Source organism: Pseudomonas sp. Marseille-Q5117 (assembly GCF_946901175.1).
Taxonomy (GTDB): Bacteria; Pseudomonadota; Gammaproteobacteria; order Pseudomonadales; family Pseudomonadaceae; genus Aquipseudomonas; species Aquipseudomonas iranensis.
The window spans coordinates 126,742-142,542 of sequence record NZ_CAMPPP010000006.1; the positions used below are offsets into that span (position 1 = coordinate 126,742).

A 15,801-nucleotide genomic window follows, 5' to 3' on the forward strand; every position below is an offset into this window, starting at 1 on the left:
GCCCTACTTCAATCTCAAGGCCCGCTCCCACATGGGGCGCGGGCCAATTACATACTGATCAAGCCTGACCTTCGGCGAGGAAGAACCAGGTTTCCAGCACGGTGTCCGGGTTCAGCGACACGCTTTCGATGCCCTGTTCCATCAGCCACTTGGCCAGATCCGGGTGGTCCGAAGGACCCTGACCGCAGATGCCGATGTACTTGCCGGCCTTGTTGCAGGCCTGAATGGCGTTGGCCAACAGCTTCTTCACCGCCGGATTCCGCTCGTCGAACAGGTGCGCGATGATCCCCGAATCGCGGTCCAGACCCAAAGTCAGTTGGGTCAGGTCGTTGGAGCCGATCGAGAAACCGTCGAAGAATTCGAGGAATTCCTCGGCCAGAATCGCGTTGGATGGCAGTTCGCACATCATGATCACGCGCAGACCGTTCTCGCCGCGCTTCAAGCCGTTCTCGGCGAGCAGATCGACCACCTGGCTGGCTTCGCCCAAAGTACGGACGAACGGCACCATGATTTCCACGTTGGTCAGGCCCATCTCGTTGCGCACGCGTTTCAGCGCGCGGCATTCGAGTTCGAAGCAATCGCGGAACGATTCGCTGATGTAACGCGAAGCGCCACGGAAGCCCAGCATCGGGTTTTCTTCTTCCGGCTCGTAGAGCTTGCCGCCGATCAGGTTGGCGTATTCGTTGGACTTGAAGTCCGACAGACGCACGATGACTTTTTTCGGCGTGAACGCTGCAGCCAAGGTGCTGATGCCTTCCACCAGTTTGTCGACGTAGAAGTCGACCGGGTCGCTGTAACCGGCAATACGCTTGTCGACGCTGTCCTTGATTTCCTGCGGCAGGCCGTCGTAGTTCAACAGCGCTTTCGGGTGCACGCCGATCATGCGGTTGATGATGAATTCCAGACGCGCAAGACCAACGCCGGCGTTCGGCAATTGGGCGAAGTCGAAGGCACGGTCCGGGTTGCCGACGTTCATCATGATCTTGAACGGCAGCTCCGGCATGGCGTCGACGGAGTTCTTCTTGATGTCGAAGCCCAGTTCGCCTTCGAAAATGTAGCCGGTGTCGCCTTCGGCGCAAGACACGGTCACGCCCTGGCCATCCTTCAGCAGCTGGGTGGCGTTGCCGCAACCTACCACCGCCGGGATGCCCAGCTCACGGGCGATGATCGCCGCGTGGCAGGTACGCCCGCCACGGTTGGTGACGATGGCGCTGGCGCGCTTCATCACTGGTTCCCAGTCCGGATCGGTCATGTCGGATACCAGAACGTCGCCCGGCTGGACTTTGTCCATTTCCGAGACGTCTTTGATGATCCGTACTTTACCGGCGCCGATGCGCTGGCCGATCGCCCGACCTTCCACCAGCACGGTGCCGGTTTCCTTTAGCAGGTAACGTTCCATCACGTTGGCCTGGGTGCGGCTTTTCACGGTTTCCGGACGCGCCTGAACGATGTACAGCTTGCCGTCGTCACCGTCCTTGGCCCACTCGATGTCCATCGGGCAGCCGTAGTGCTTCTCGATGATCATCGCCTGCTTGGCCAGCTCGCTGACTTCGGCGTCGGTCAGGCAGAAACGCGCGCGTTCGGCCTTGTCGACATCGACAGTCTTGACCGAACGACCGGCCTTGGCCTCGTCGCCGTAGATCATCTTGATGGCTTTGCTGCCCAGGTTGCGGCGCAGGATGGCCGGACGACCGGCTTCCAGCGTGCCTTTGTGTACGTAGAACTCATCCGGGTTGACCGCGCCTTGTACGACGGTTTCACCCAGGCCGTAGGCGCCGGTGATGAATACCACGTCACGGAAACCGGATTCGGTATCGAGGGTGAACATCACGCCGGCGGTGCCGGTTTCCGAACGCACCATGCGCTGCACGCCAGCCGACAGGGCGACCAGTTTGTGGTCGAAGCCCTGGTGCACGCGGTAGGAAATCGCACGGTCGTTGAACAGCGAAGCGAACACCTCTTTGGCGGCGCGGATAACGTTTTCCACACCACGGATGTTCAGGAAAGTTTCCTGCTGGCCGGCGAAGGACGCGTCCGGCAGGTCTTCGGCGGTGGCGGAAGAACGCACGGCAACGGCCACATCAGGATTGCCGGCCGACAGCGCGGCGAACGCGGTGCGGATCTCGGTGTTGAGCTTTTCAGGGAATTCGGCGTCCATGATCCATTGGCGGATCTGCGCGCCGGTCTTGGCCAGGGCATTGACGTCGTCGACGTCGAGCGCGTCGAGGGCCTTGTGGATCTGCTCGTTCAGGCCGCTCAGTTCGAGGAAGTCACGATAGGCCTGAGCCGTCGTGGCGAAGCCGCCGGGGACCGAAACACCGGCGCCTGCCAGGTTACTGATCATCTCGCCCAGGGATGCGTTCTTGCCCCCCACATGCTCAACATCGTGTTTGCCGAGCTTATCGAGGGAAACTACGTACTCTACCAAGGTGATCTCTCCACTAACTGTGTTGGAAAAGCTCAGAAACCGGCGGCCCGGGGGAGCCTTGGCCGGTTGTATGGCCTGGACCTGGAAAATAAGTGAGAATGCGGGCCAATGGCGGCCGGCAAATCGCGCCTATCATATCCAAGATTCGTTACTAGCTTAAGGCCCAAGGTGCAAATGAAACGATCTGCTTTCTTCATCTCCGATGGCACCGGCATTACCGCCGAAACCCTGGGTCAAAGCCTGTTGGCGCAGTTCGAAAACATTACCTTCAGCAAATTCACGCGGCCCTACATCGACAGCGTGGAAAAAGCGCGGGCCATGGTACAACAAATCAACAAAGCCGCTGAAACCGACGGCTTTCGCCCGATCATCTTCGACACCATCGTCAATCAGGACATTCGTGAGATTCTCGCAACGTCCAATGGTTTCATGATCGACATTTTCTCGACTTTCCTCGCGCCGCTCGAACAGGAGCTCACCGAGCACTCTTCCTACACCGTCGGCAAATCCCATTCCATCGGGCACAACTCCAATTACATGGAGCGCATCGAGGCGGTGAACTTCGCTCTCGACAACGATGACGGCGCGCGCACCCACTATTACGACAAAGCCGATCTGATACTAGTGGGCGTGTCGCGATGCGGCAAAACGCCGACGTGTCTGTACATGGCCATGCAGTTCGGTATCCGCGCGGCCAACTATCCGCTGACCGAAGACGACATGGAGCGCCTGACCCTGCCGACGGCTCTGCGCGCCCATCAGCACAAGCTGTTCGGCCTGACCATCGACCCCGACCGCCTGACTGCGATCCGCAACGAGCGCAAGCCCAACAGCCGTTATTCGAGCTACGCCCAGTGCGAATTCGAAGTGCGCGAAGTGGAAAACCTGTTCCGCCGCGAGAACATTCCCCACATCAATTCCACGCATTTCTCCGTTGAAGAGATTTCGGCGAAGATTCTCGTGGAAAAAGGCGTTGAGCGGCGGTTCAAGTAGGTTTGTGGTGCCTGATCTGACGCTATCGCGGGCAAGCCCGCTCCCACAGGTTCTGAAGGCGTTCACAATTTCTGTGTTCATCACCATTCCCTGTGGGAGCGGGCTTGCCCGCGAAGAACGATAACGCGGTCTGTCAGATCACCAACAGGTCGATGAATCGATTCACCGCTGTGGCTTCCAGCCGCGCCTGATCCTCACAGAGCGCAAATATCTCAGCGCAACGCTGGCCGGCAAACCGCGTGGCCAGGTTGGCCTTGAACTTGTCTTCCAGCAACGGAATGCCTTCGGCGCGGCGGCGGCGATGGCCGATCGGGTACTCCACCACGACGTTGTCGGTGCTGCTGCCGTCCTTGAAAAAAACCTGCACGGCGTTGGCAATCGAGCGTTTGTCAGGCTCAAGGTATTCGCGGGTGAAGCGCGGTTCTTCAACGATGACCATTTTTTCGCGCAGCACGTCGATGATCGGATGCGCCTTGTGGAAGTCGTCTTCGTAGTGCTCCGCGACCAGATTGCCGAATGCCAGCGGCACGGCGGTCATGTATTGCAGGCAGTGGTCGCGGTCGGCGGCATTGGCCAGCGGGCCGACCTTGGAAATGATGCGGATCGCCGATTCATGGGTGGTGATGACGATGCGGTCGATCTCATGCAGGCGATTGCGAACCAGCGGATGCAAGGTCACCGCCGCCTCGCACGCCGTCTGCGCATGGAATTCGGCGGGGAAACTGATCTTGAACAGCACGTTTTCCATCACGTAACTGCCGAACGGCCGGGAGAAGCTGAAAGCGCGTTTGTCCTCGGGCTTCAGCGCCAGATCGTTGTTGGTGTGGCTGAACGATACGTCATAGAAGCCCCACTGCTTCGCGCTCAACACACCGGGAATGCCCATCTCACCGCGCATGGCGATGTCGGCCAGACGCACGCCACGACTCGCCGCATCCCCCGCCGCCCAGGATTTGCGCGAGCCGGCATTGGGTGCGTGGCGATAGGTGCGCAGCGCCTGACCGTCGGCGAAGGCGTGGGACAGCGCCGACAGCAGCTGCTCGCGATTGGCGCCCATCAGTCGGGCGCTGACGGCGGTCGAGGCGACTTTCACCAGAATGACGTGATCCAGTCCTACCCGGTTAAAGGAGTTTTCCAGAGCGATCACGCCTTGAATCTCGTGGGCAATGATCATTGCTTCCAGCACATCGCGAACCGTCAGCGGCGCCTCACCGTTGGCGATGCGTTTCTGTGACAGGTGATCAGCAACGGCGAGGATGGCACCGAGGTTGTCCGATGGATGCCCCCATTCGGCGGCGAGCCAAGTGTCGTTGTAGTCGAGCCAGCGGACGATGCAGCCGATATCCCACGCTGCTTTGACCGGATCGAGACGATAAGGGGTACCTGGCACTCGTGCACCGAACGGTACAACCGTGCCTTCGACGATCGGGCCGAGGTGTTTCGTGCATTCGGGGAAACGCAGGGCCAGCAGACCGCAGCCAAGCGTGTCGATCAGGCAATTGCGCGCGGTGTTCAGCGCCTCGGCGGATTCGGGCTTGAAGGTGAGGACGTAGTCGGCGATGTCCTGCAGGACTGCGTCGTAATCGGGGCGGTTGTTCAGGTCGACGTTGGCGCTCACGGTGGTTCTCCTGTTCGGGGAAATGAGTGGTTGGGTCTTCCTCAGGGGCTTGGCTGGTTTATGGTTCGTGGTGTCTGGTTTCTTTGTGTTGTGTCAGAGGGTAGCCCCTCACCCTAGCCCTCTCCCGAGGGAGAGGGGACCGATTGGGGGATGCCGTGGAGGTTCACCGACCTGGAAGTCCATCGCTGAATCCATAATCGTCTCGATCTCTCAGGTCGATGTACCTCGCAAGACACCTCGGTCAGCCCCCTCTCCCTCAGGGAGAGGGCTGGGGTGAGGGTAAAATGTCGAGTCAGAACGAGTCAGCAGGCACGCGGACGTAACCTTCCATGAGCACCCGCGCACTGCGGCTCATGATGGCTTTCTTCACCACCCATTCGCCGTTCTCCAGCGTCGCCTCAGCGCCCACGCGCAAAGTCCCGGACGGATGGCCGAAACGCACGGCATTGCGTTCAACGCCACCAGCAGCAAGATTGACCAACGTGCCGGAAATCGCCGCCGCCGTGCCGATCGCCACTGCCGCCGTGCCCATCATGGCGTGGTGCAGCTTGCCCATCGACAACGCGCGCACCAGCAGATCGACGTCACCCGCGGCAATCCCTTTACCACTCGACGCTACGTAATCCGCAGGCTTGGCGACGAATGCGACTTTCGGCGTGTGTTGCCGCTTGGCGGCTTCTTCCAGATTGGCGATCAGGCCCATGCGCAACGCACCGTAAGCACGAATCGTCTCGAACATCAGCAGCGCTTGCGGATCGCCGTTGATCGCGCCTTGCAGTTCGGTGCCGGTGTAACCGATGTCTTCGGCGTTGACGAATATCGTCGGGATCCCGGCGTTGATCATGGTCGCCTTGAACGTGCCGACACCCGGGACCTCAAGCTCATCGACCAGATTGCCGGTGGGGAACATCGAGCCACCACCGCCCTCTTCTTCCGCCGCCGGATCCATGAATTCGACCTGCACTTCGGCCGCCGGAAAGGTCACGCCGTCGAGTTCGAAATCACCGGTTTCCTGCACTTCGCCGTTGGTGATCGGCACGTGGGCGATGATGGTCTTGCCGATGTTGGCCTGCCACACGCGCCCCACCGCCACACCGTTGTGCGGAATGCGGCTGGCGTCGACCAGACCGTTGCTGATGGCGAACGAACCGACCGCCGCCGAGAGGTTGCCGCAGTTGCCGCTCCAGTCGACGAACGGCTTGTCGATCGACACCTGGCCGAACAGGTAATCGACGTCGTGATCGGCGCGGGTGCTTTTCGACAGGATCACGGTTTTGCTGGTACTCGACGTCGCGCCGCCCATGCCGTCGATCTGCTTGTCGTAGGGATCGGGGCTGCCGATCACTCGCAGCAGCAACGCGTCGCGCGCCGGTCCTGGGACCTGCGCTGCTTCGGGCAGATCCTTGAGGCTGAAGAACACGCCTTTGCTGGTGCCGCCGCGCATGTAGGTGGCAGCGATTCTGATTTGTGGTGCGTGAGCCATGGTGCTCCTTACCGAAGGCATCGGACTTGAAATCCCATGCCCACACGTTGATTTAAACGGCTACCGCCGATCCTTCGAGGAAATCCTGTGCGAAGCGCTGCAACACGCCGCCGGCCTCGTAGATCGACACTTCTTCAGCGGTATCGAGACGGCAGGTCACCGGCACTTCGACGCGCTCGCCGTTCTTGCGATTGATCACCAGCGTCAGATCCGCACGCGGCTTGCGTTCGCCGATCACGTCGTAGGTTTCGCTGCCATCGATGGCCAGGGTGTGGCGGTTGGTGCCGGGTTTGAATTCCAGCGGCAACACGCCCATGCCCACCAGGTTGGTGCGGTGAATGCGCTCGAACCCTTCAGCGGCAATCGCCTCGACGCCGGCCAGGCGCACGCCTTTCGCCGCCCAGTCGCGGGACGAACCCTGACCGTAGTCAGCGCCAGCGATGATGATCAGCGGCTGCTTGCGCTGCATGTAGGTTTCGATGGCTTCCCACATGCGCATGACCTGGCCTTCCGGCTCGACACGCGCCAGCGAACCCTGCTTGACCTTGCCGTTTTCCACGACCATTTCGTTGAACAGTTTCGGGTTGGCGAACGTCGCGCGCTGTGCCGTCAGGTGGTCGCCACGGTGGGTGGCGTAGGAGTTGAAGTCCTCTTCCGGCAGGCCCATTTTTGCCAGGTATTCGCCGGCGGCGCTGTCGAGCATGATCGCGTTCGATGGCGACAGGTGATCGGTAGTGATGTTGTCCGGCAGCACCGCCAGCGGGCGCATGCCCTTCAGCGGACGGGCGCCGGCCAGCGCGCCTTCCCAGTACGGCGGACGGCGGATGTAGGTGCTCATCTCACGCCAGTCGTACAGCGGCGCGACTTTCGGCCCGGTGTCTTCATGCACGGCGAACATCGGAATATAGACCTGACGGAACTGCTCAGGCTTGACCGAAGACTTCACCACCGCATCGATTTCTTCATCGCTCGGCCAGATGTCTTTCAGGCGAATTTCCCGACCATCGACCACGCCCAGCACATCCTTTTCGATATCGAAACGGATGGTCCCGGCGATCGCGTAGGCAACCACCAGCGGCGGCGAGGCGAGGAATGCCTGTTTGGCGTACGGGTGAATGCGGCCGTCGAAGTTGCGGTTGCCGGAAAGCACAGCGGTCGCGTACAGATCGCGGTCGATGATCTCTTGCTGGATCAGCGGATCGAGGGCGCCGGACATGCCGTTGCAAGTGGTGCAGGCAAACGCCACAACGCCGAAACCGAGCTGCTCCAGCTCAGTGGTCAGCCCCGCTTCATCGAGGTACAGCGCCACGGTTTTCGAACCGGGCGCCAGCGAGGATTTGACCCACGGCTTGCGCGTCAGGCCGAGCTTGTTGGCATTGCGCGCCAACAGGCCGGCGGCGATGACGTTGCGCGGGTTGCTGGTGTTGGTGCAACTGGTGATGGCGGCGATGATCACCGCGCCGTCGGGCATTTGCCCCGGCACGTCATCCCACTGGCCGGAGATGCCTTTGGCCGCCAGATCGGACACCGCAACGCGGGCGTGCGGGTTGCTCGGGCCGGCCATGTTGCGCACCACCGAGGACAAATCGAAGGTCAGGCCGCGCTCGTATTGCGCACCTTTGAGGCTGTCAGCCCAAAGCCCGGTCAACTTGGCGTATTGCTCGACCAATTGAACTTGCTGGTCTTCACGGCCGGTCAGTTTCAGGTAATCGATGGTCTGCTGGTCGATGTAGAACATCGCCGCCGTGGCGCCGTATTCCGGGGCCATGTTGGAGATGGTCGCGCGGTCACCGAGGGTCAGCGCTGCCGCCCCTTCACCGAAGAATTCCAGCCATGCGCCAACGACTTTCTGCTTGCGCAGGTATTCGGTCAGGGCCAGGACCATGTCGGTGGCGGTGATGCCTGGTTGCAGCTTGCCGGTCAGTTCGACGCCAACGCTTTCCGGCAGACGCATCCACGACGCACGGCCGAGCATCACGCTCTCGGCTTCGAGGCCGCCGACACCGATGGCGATCACGCCCAGCGCATCGACGTGCGGCGTGTGGCTGTCGGTGCCGACGCAGGTGTCGGGGAACGCCACGCCTTCGCGCACCTGAATCACCGGCGACATTTTCTCCAGGTTGATCTGGTGCATGATGCCGTTGCCCGGCGGGATCACATCGACGTTCTTAAAGGCCTTTTTGGTCCAGTTGATGAAGTGGAAACGGTCTTCGTTGCGGCGATCTTCGATGGCGCGGTTCTTCTCGAAGGCCTGGGCATCGAAACCGCCCGCCTCAACGGCCAGAGAGTGGTCGACGATCAACTGCGTCGGCACCACCGGATTGACCTGCGCCGGGTCTCCGCCCTGCAAAGCGATGGCATCACGCAGGCCGGCAAGGTCGACCAGCGCGGTCTGGCCGAGGATGTCATGGCAGACCACCCGCGCCGGGAACCACGGGAAATCGAGATCGCGTTTGCGTTCGATCAGTTGCTCGAGGGAATCGGTGAGCGTGGCCGGGTCGCAGCGACGCATGAGGTTTTCCGCCAGCACGCGGGAGGTGTACGGCAGGGTGTCGTAGCTGCCGGGTGCAATCGCCTCGATCGCCGCGCGGGTGTCGAAGTAATCCAGCGGCGTGCCGGGCAGGTTCTTGCGGAATTCTGTGTTCATCGGGTCAGGACTCGGGTCACGGTAATTTCAAAGGGTGAGGCCAGACACCTGAGTTGCACACCGTCCACTGTGGGAGCGAGCCTGCTCGCGAAAGCGGTAGATCAGTCGACATCCTTGTTCGATGCCAGTCCGTCTTCGCGAGCAGGCTCGCTCCCACAGGGTCTAGCGGGGTTCTCTGGTTTCCGGGTCAGCTCACCATTCAGCGACGTTCGATTGGCACGAACTTGCGCTGTTCGACGCCGGTGTATTCGGCGCTTGGGCGGATGATGCGATTGTTGGCGCGTTGTTCGAACACGTGTGCGGCCCAGCCGGTCAGGCGCGAGCAGACGAAGATCGGCGTGAACAGCTTGGTCGGGATGCCCATGAAGTGGTACGCCGAGGCATGGTAGAAGTCGGCATTCGGGAACAATTTCTTCTGCTCCCACATGGTCTTGTCGATGGCTTCGGAGACTGGGAACAGCACCTTGTCGCCGACCTCGTCCGCGAGTTTTTTCGCCCAGCCCTTGATCACCTCGTTGCGCGGGTCGCTGTCCTTATAGATCGCGTGGCCGAAACCCATGATCTTGTCCTTGCGCTCGAGCATGCCGAGGGTGCCTTTGATCGCCTCTTCCGGCGACGAGAAGCGCTCGATCATTTCCATCGCCGCTTCGTTGGCACCACCGTGCAACGGGCCACGCAGCGAACCGATGGCCGCCGTCACGCACGAGTACAGATCCGACAACGTCGAAGCGCAAACCCGTGCGGTGAAGGTTGAGGCATTGAATTCGTGTTCGGCGTAGAGGATCAGCGACACGTTCATCACTTTGACGTGCAGTTCGCTTGGCTTCTTGCCGTGCAGCAGGTGCAGGAAGTGGCCGCCGATGGTTGGCTCGTCGCTGACGCAGTCGATGCGCTTGCCGTCGTGGCTGAAGCGATACCAGTAGCACATGATCGCCGGGAACGCGGCCAGCAGACGGTCGGTCTTGTCGCGCTGTTCTGAGAAGTCTTTCTCCGGTTCGATGTTGCCGAGGAATGAGCAACCGGTGCGCATGACGTCCATCGGGTGGGCGTCGGCGGGAATTCGTTCGAGCACTTCTTTCAAAGCTTGCGGCAGGTCGCGCAGCTTGCTCAGTTTGCTTTGATAGTCGGCCAGTTGCGCTGTTGTCGGCAGTTCGCCGTACAGCAGCAGATAGGCGACTTCTTCAAATTGTGCGTCGGCGGCCAGTTCACGCACGTCGTAGCCGCGATAGGTCAGCCCGGCTCCGGCCTGGCCCACGGTGGACAATGCGGTTTGCCCGGCAACCTGGCCACGGAGCCCGGCGCCACTGAGTACTTTTGCTTCGGCCATTGTGTTCTCCAATCTTCTTGAATTTGTATGGGGAAACTTGTGGGAGCGAGCCTGCTCGCGAAAGCGCTGGATCAGTCGACATCAATGTTGGATGTCAGTCCGTCTTCGCGAGCAGGCTCGCTCCCACAGGGTTTTGTTCAGCCTTTCTTCTGTGCAAACAACGCATCGAGCTTCTGCTCGAACGTGTGGTAATCGATACGATCGTAGAGCTCCATGCGAGTCTGCATGGTGTCGATGACATTCTGTTGCGTGCCATCGCGGCGGATCGCCGTGTAGACGTTTTCCGCTGCCTTGTTCATCGCACGGAACGCCGACAGCGGGTAAAGCACCAGCGAGACGTCAGCGCCGGCCAGTTGTTCGGTGGTGTACAGCGGCGTTGCGCCGAACTCGGTGATGTTGGCCAGGATCGGTGCTTTCACACGATTGGCGAACAGCTTGTACATGTCCAGTTCGGTAATCGCTTCCGGGAAGATCATGTCGGCGCCGGCTTCGATGCACGCTGCCGCGCGATCAAGTGCCGATTCCAGACCTTCCACTGCCAGTGCGTCGGTACGCGCCATGATCACGAAGCTGTCATCGGTACGGGCATCGACGGCGGCTTTGATGCGATCGACCATTTCCTGCTGGCTGACGATTTCTTTATTAGGGCGATGGCCGCAGCGCTTGGCGCCGACCTGATCCTCGATATGTATCGCCGCCGCGCCGAACTTGATCATCGACTTGACCGTACGCGCCACGTTGAACGCCGACGAGCCGAAACCGGTGTCGACATCCACCAGCAGCGGCAGGTCGCAAACGTCGGTGATACGGCGCACGTCGGTCAGCACATCATCCAGCCCGGTGATGCCCAGGTCCGGCACGCCAAGCGAGCCTGCGGCCACGCCGCCGCCGGACAGGTAAATCGCCTTGAAACCGGCGCGCTTGGCCAGCAGCGCGTGGTTGGCGTTGATCGCGCCGACCACTTGCAAAGGATGCTCGCTGGCGACCGCATCGCGGAAGCGCTGGCCCGGCGTGTTCAGGTTGGAAGTCATGCATCACCTCGTTCAGTGGCTGTCTGGTTGTGGGCGCCGTCCTCGTAGTGACGGGCGATGTTGCGTTTAGAGGCGCCGATGTGGCGGCGCATCAACAATTCCGCGAGCTCGCCGTCACGGTCGGCGATGGCATCGAGAATGCGGTGGTGTTCGGCGAACGCCTGGTGCGGGCGGTTCGGCGTGGTGGAAAACTGGATGCGGTACATGCGCACCAGTTGATACAGCTCGCCGCAGAGCATCTGCGTCAGCGTGCGATTGCCGCTGCCCTGGATGATCCGGTAATGAAAGTCGAAATCGCCTTCCTGCTGGTAGTAACCGACGCCGGCCTGAAACGCCGCATCGCGCTCGTGGGTTTCCAGAACCCGGCGCAGTTCGTCGATTTCCTCAACGCTCATGCGCTCGGCGGCGAGGCGGCAGGCCATGCCTTCGAGGGATTCACGGATTTCATAGAGTTCAATCAATTCGGCATGGCTGAGCGAGACCACCCGCGCACCGACGTGCGGCACGCGCACCAGCAGGCGCTGGCCTTCCAGACGATGGATCGCCTCACGCAGCGGACCCCGACTGATGCCATAGGTGCGCGCCAGCTCCGGTTCGGAGATCTTGCTGCCCGGGGCGATTTCGCCTTTGACGATAGCCGCCTGAATGCGGCGGAAGACGTTTTCCGATAGCGTCTCGGAATCGTCACCGCTGATGACCGGGGGATCGAGTTGATCCAGCATGATTGTCGACACCTTTAAATCCAATACGGCAAAAACTAGCCAATAAGACCGCATCAGTCAAAGGATAAATAGGTATTGTCGACAATCGTCTAATAACCGCAGCCAATCGATCATTTATTAATGTGGGAGCGGGCCTGCTCGCGAAGGCGGCACATCAGCCGGCTTCTGCATCGAATGACACAGCGCATTCGCGAGCAGGCTCGCTCCCACAAGAGTGGCATCCCTTGCAGCTCATGGATCGGCGCAAGCGCTGGCGCCATAAAACCACCGTGCTAGAATGCCGCCCGCATTTGCGGGTCTTTAGTACGGCTTGCCATAAAAAGCTGCCAGGCACACGCAGGGGCTTGCGCACGGTTGTGCGGGCACCTGAACCGATAACGGAACGCTGCGCACCAGGATTTATGAGACTCAAGCCTTTCCCCACCTTTTTTGCTCTGTTTTGCCTGCCCGGCCTCGCCGCCGCGGGGGAAAAAACCGTGTATGGCCTCAACGAATACGCTTCGCTTGACGGCATCAATCTCGAAGTCGCGGCCAAACTCGACACCGGGGCGAAAACCGCCTCGCTCAGCGCCCGCGACATCAAACGCTTCAAACGCAACGGTGAATCCTGGGTACGTTTCTACCTGGCCATCGACACCGCGCATTCGCACCCCATCGAACGGCCGCTGGCGCGGGTCAGCAAGATCAAGCGCCGTGCCGGCGACTACGATCCGGAAGAAGGCAAGCAGTACACCGCCCGTCCGGTGATCGAGCTGGATATCTGCATGGGTTCGGCAATGCGCAGCATCGAAGTGAACCTCACCGACCGAAGTGCGTTCCAATACCCGCTTTTGATCGGCTCCGAGGCGCTGAAACGCTTCGACGCGCTGGTCGACCCCAGTCTTAAATACGCTGCCGGCAAACCTGCCTGCACCATCGCCGCTCACACCGCCGAGTAATTTCCATGCGTTCTCTAACCTTCCACCTGAAAATCCTGATCGCCGTGCTGGTGCTGCTGGGCGTTTCGGTTACGGCCTATCAGATTTTCGTGCTCGGCATCCCGGTGACCGAAGACGCCACCGACGACCTGTGGAACATCGACGCCAAGGTCGAGTTCGTCGCCAGCACCAAGGACCCGGTGAAGATCCAGATGTTCGTGCCGCCGCTGAGCCGCGATTATGTGAGCCTCAACGAAAGCTTCATCTCCAATAACTACGGCGTCGCGGTCAACCGCATCGACGGCAACCGCAAGGTGACTTGGTCGGCCCGTCGCGCCAAGGGCAACCAGACGCTGTATTACCGTCTGGTGCTGACCAAGCGCTACACCGCGGAAAAATCCAAGGTCAAAGGCCCGACCTTCCGTGACAGCATGGTCATCGAAGGCCCGGAAAAAATCGCCGCCGAAGCCCTGCTCGCGCCGATCCGCCAACACTCGGCCGACGTCGAAACCTTTATTGGCGAGGCGATCAAGCGCGTCAACAATGTCAACGACGACAACGTCAAGTTGCTGCTGGCCGGCGATCCGTCGACCTCGCACAAAGCCAAGATCGTCGAACTGCTGCTGTCCATCGCCCACGTTCCGGTAGAAAAAGTCCACACCATCCGCCTTGTCGCCGATCAGCCCCAGACACCCGAACTGTGGCTGCGCAGCTTCAACGGCAACGACTGGCTGTACTTCAACCCGGAAACCGGTGAGCAAGGCCTGCCAACCGACCGCCTGCTGTGGTGGACCGGTGACGAAAACCTGATCACCGTCGACGGCGGCAAGAAAGCCAACGTGACTTTCAGCCTGAACAACAGCGAGATGAACGCGATTCGTCTGGCCAAGCTGACCGACGAAAACACTGACGCCAACTTCCTCGATTACTCGCTGTACGGCCTGCCGCTGCAGACCCAGCAGACCTTCATGATCATGGTGATGATCCCGATCGGCGTATTGGTGATCCTGATCCTGCGCAACCTCGTCGGCCTACAGACCCTGGGCACATTCACCCCGGTGCTGATCGCCCTCGCCTTCCGCGAAACGCAGCTGGGCTTCGGCATTCTGCTGTTCACAGTCATCACCGCGCTGGGCCTGTCGCTGCGCTCGTATCTCGAACATCTGAAGCTGCAAATGCTGCCGCGCCTGTCGGTGGTGCTGACGTTCGTGGTGGTGTTGATTGCGGCGATCAGTCTGTTCAGCCACAAGCTGGGGCTTGAGCGTGGCTTGTCGGTGGCGCTATTCCCGATGGTGATTCTGACCATGACCATCGAGCGTCTGTCGATTACCTGGGAAGAACGCGGCGCCAACCATGCACTGAAAGTCGCGATCGGCACGCTGTTCGCCGCCTCCCTGGCGCACCTGATCATGACCGTGCCGGAGTTGGTGTACTTCGTGTTTACCTTCCCGGCGATCCTGCTGATTCTGGTCGGATTCATGCTGGCGATGGGTCGCTATCGCGGCTACCGCCTGACCGAACTGGTACGTTTCAAGGCCTTCCTGAAGAAGGCTGACGCCTGATGTTCGGTTTCTGGAAGACCTGGAAGGCCCTCGAGGCGCGCGGCATCATGGGCATCAACCGCCGCAACGCGGACTACGTGCTCAAGTACAACAAGCGCAGCCTGTACCCGATCGTCGATGACAAGATCCTCACCAAGGAACGCGCCATCGCCGCCGGTATCCACGTGCCGGAGCTGTACGGGGTGATCTCCACCGAGAAGGAAATCGACAAGCTCGACGAGATCATCGGCGGGCGCAGCGACTTCGTGATCAAACCGGCGCAGGGCGCGGGTGGCGATGGCATCATCGTCATCGCCGACCGCTTCGAAGGCCGTTATCGCACGGTGTCGGGCAAGATCCTCGCCCACGAAGAGCTGGAGCATCACATCTCCAGCATCCTCACCGGCCTGTACTCGCTGGGCGGCCACCGCGACCGCGCACTGATCGAATACCGCGTGACCCCGGACCAGATCTTCAAAAGCATCAGCTACGAAGGCGTGCCGGACATCCGCATCATCGTGCTGATGGGCTACCCGGTGATGGCGATGTTGCGTCTGCCGACCCGTCAGTCCGGCGGCAAGGCCAACCTGCACCAGGGCGCCATTGGCGTTGGTGTGGATCTGGCCACCGGTTTGACCCTGCGCGGCACCTGGCTGAACAACATCATCACCAAACACCCCGACACCACCAACGCGGTGGACGGCGTGCAACTGCCCTATTGGGACGGTTTCATGAAACTCGCCGCCGGCTGCTATGAGCTGTGCGGGCTGGGTTATATCGGCGTGGACATGGTGCTCGATCAGGAAAAGGGTCCGTTGATTCTCGAACTGAATGCGCGGCCGGGGCTGAACATTCAGATCGCCAACGATTGCGGCCTGACCTTGCGCACTCACGCGGTTGAAGCGCGGCTGGAAGAGCTGAAGGCGCGGGGCGTTAAGGAATCGGTAGAAGAGCGGGTGGCGTTTACCCAGGAGATGTTTGGGCATATTCCTGCGGTCGAGGGCTAAAAGCTGAAAAGCCCCTCACCCTAGCCCTCTCCCGGAGGGAGAGGGGACTGACCGTGGTGGATGCGAGAGCTGCGCCGACCTGAAATA

The 15,801-nt window shown here is 60.7% G+C and carries 11 protein-coding genes; 4 read left to right on the forward strand and 7 right to left on the reverse strand.

Annotated features, from left to right (window positions below; genetic code table 11):
- Positions 1 to 58: 58 nt before the first annotated feature.
- Positions 59 to 2,428, reverse strand: coding sequence for a phosphoenolpyruvate synthase (ppsA, locus tag OC605_RS12115; protein ID WP_039762994.1), 2,370 nt, complete (start codon positions 2,426 to 2,428; stop codon positions 59 to 61).
- Between the two features lie 174 nt (positions 2,429 to 2,602).
- On the opposite strand from ppsA, the gene OC605_RS12120 reads away from it, so the two are divergent.
- Positions 2,603 to 3,421 carry a pyruvate, water dikinase regulatory protein gene (locus OC605_RS12120; RefSeq protein ID WP_016773826.1) on the forward strand — a complete coding sequence of 273 codons (819 nt, stop codon included), beginning with the start codon at positions 2,603 to 2,605 and terminating at the stop codon, positions 3,419 to 3,421.
- Positions 3,422 to 3,554: 133 nt separating this feature from the next.
- On the opposite strand, the gene prpD is transcribed toward OC605_RS12120, so the two are convergent.
- The 6 genes from prpD to OC605_RS12150 form a co-directional block, all read right to left on the reverse strand.
- Positions 3,555 to 5,039: a 2-methylcitrate dehydratase gene (prpD, locus tag OC605_RS12125; protein ID WP_262137357.1), complete on the reverse strand. Its 1,485-nt coding sequence runs from the start codon at positions 5,037 to 5,039 to the stop codon at positions 3,555 to 3,557.
- Positions 5,040 to 5,331: 292 nt separating this feature from the next.
- Positions 5,332 to 6,522, reverse strand: a complete 1,191-nt coding sequence (prpF, locus tag OC605_RS12130) for a 2-methylaconitate cis-trans isomerase PrpF (protein ID WP_262137358.1) — start codon at positions 6,520 to 6,522, stop codon at positions 5,332 to 5,334.
- 52 nt (positions 6,523 to 6,574) lie between these two features.
- Positions 6,575 to 9,169, reverse strand: coding sequence for a Fe/S-dependent 2-methylisocitrate dehydratase AcnD (acnD, locus tag OC605_RS12135; protein WP_262137360.1), 2,595 nt, complete (start codon positions 9,167 to 9,169; stop codon positions 6,575 to 6,577).
- 199 nt (positions 9,170 to 9,368) lie between these two features.
- A complete protein-coding gene (prpC, locus tag OC605_RS12140) occupies positions 9,369 to 10,496 on the reverse strand; it encodes a 2-methylcitrate synthase (RefSeq protein ID WP_024012299.1) in 1,128 nt (375 codons plus the stop codon).
- A gap of 137 nt (positions 10,497 to 10,633) precedes the next feature.
- Positions 10,634 to 11,527, reverse strand: a complete 894-nt coding sequence (prpB, locus tag OC605_RS12145; protein ID WP_024012298.1) for a methylisocitrate lyase — start codon at positions 11,525 to 11,527, stop codon at positions 10,634 to 10,636.
- The gene (locus OC605_RS12150) at positions 11,524 to 12,246 is read right to left on the reverse strand and encodes a GntR family transcriptional regulator (protein ID WP_185757875.1); all 723 of its coding nucleotides are present in this window, start codon (positions 12,244 to 12,246) and stop codon (positions 11,524 to 11,526) included. Before OC605_RS12150 ends, prpB begins: the two co-directional genes overlap by 4 nt.
- Positions 12,247 to 12,650: 404 nt before the next feature.
- Between OC605_RS12150 and OC605_RS12155 the strand changes: the two genes are divergently transcribed.
- The 3 genes from OC605_RS12155 to OC605_RS12165 are packed head-to-tail and all read left to right on the forward strand — an operon-like array spanning position 12,651 to position 15,714.
- Positions 12,651 to 13,187: an ATP-dependent zinc protease gene (locus OC605_RS12155; RefSeq protein WP_016773819.1), complete on the forward strand. Its 537-nt coding sequence runs from the start codon at positions 12,651 to 12,653 to the stop codon at positions 13,185 to 13,187.
- Positions 13,188 to 13,192: 5 nt separating this feature from the next.
- On the forward strand, positions 13,193 to 14,728 hold the full coding sequence (locus OC605_RS12160; RefSeq protein ID WP_024012295.1) for an inactive transglutaminase family protein: 1,536 nt from the start codon (positions 13,193 to 13,195) through the stop codon (positions 14,726 to 14,728).
- Positions 14,728 to 15,714, forward strand: coding sequence for an alpha-L-glutamate ligase-like protein (locus OC605_RS12165; RefSeq protein ID WP_016773817.1), 987 nt, complete (start codon positions 14,728 to 14,730; stop codon positions 15,712 to 15,714). The genes OC605_RS12160 and OC605_RS12165 overlap by 1 nt, the downstream gene beginning before the upstream one ends.
- The last annotated feature ends 87 nt before the right edge of the window (positions 15,715 to 15,801 follow it).

What these genes read in the sequence shown, in the direction of transcription:
- prpB (WP_024012298.1), bottom strand. Translation starts at nt 11,527, where the DNA reads ATGACTTCCAACCTGAACACGCCGGGCCAGCGCTTCCGCGATGCGGTC.
- OC605_RS12160 (WP_024012295.1), top strand. Translation starts at nt 13,193, where the DNA reads ATGCGTTCTCTAACCTTCCACCTGAAAATCCTGATCGCCGTGCTGGTG.
- OC605_RS12155 (WP_016773819.1), top strand. Translation starts at nt 12,651, where the DNA reads ATGAGACTCAAGCCTTTCCCCACCTTTTTTGCTCTGTTTTGCCTGCCC.
- OC605_RS12165 (WP_016773817.1), top strand. Translation starts at nt 14,728, where the DNA reads ATGTTCGGTTTCTGGAAGACCTGGAAGGCCCTCGAGGCGCGCGGCATC.
- prpF (WP_262137358.1), bottom strand. Translation starts at nt 6,522, where the DNA reads ATGGCTCACGCACCACAAATCAGAATCGCTGCCACCTACATGCGCGGC.
- OC605_RS12120 (WP_016773826.1), top strand. Translation starts at nt 2,603, where the DNA reads ATGAAACGATCTGCTTTCTTCATCTCCGATGGCACCGGCATTACCGCC.
- prpC (WP_024012299.1), bottom strand. Translation starts at nt 10,496, where the DNA reads ATGGCCGAAGCAAAAGTACTCAGTGGCGCCGGGCTCCGTGGCCAGGTT.
- acnD (WP_262137360.1), bottom strand. Translation starts at nt 9,169, where the DNA reads ATGAACACAGAATTCCGCAAGAACCTGCCCGGCACGCCGCTGGATTAC.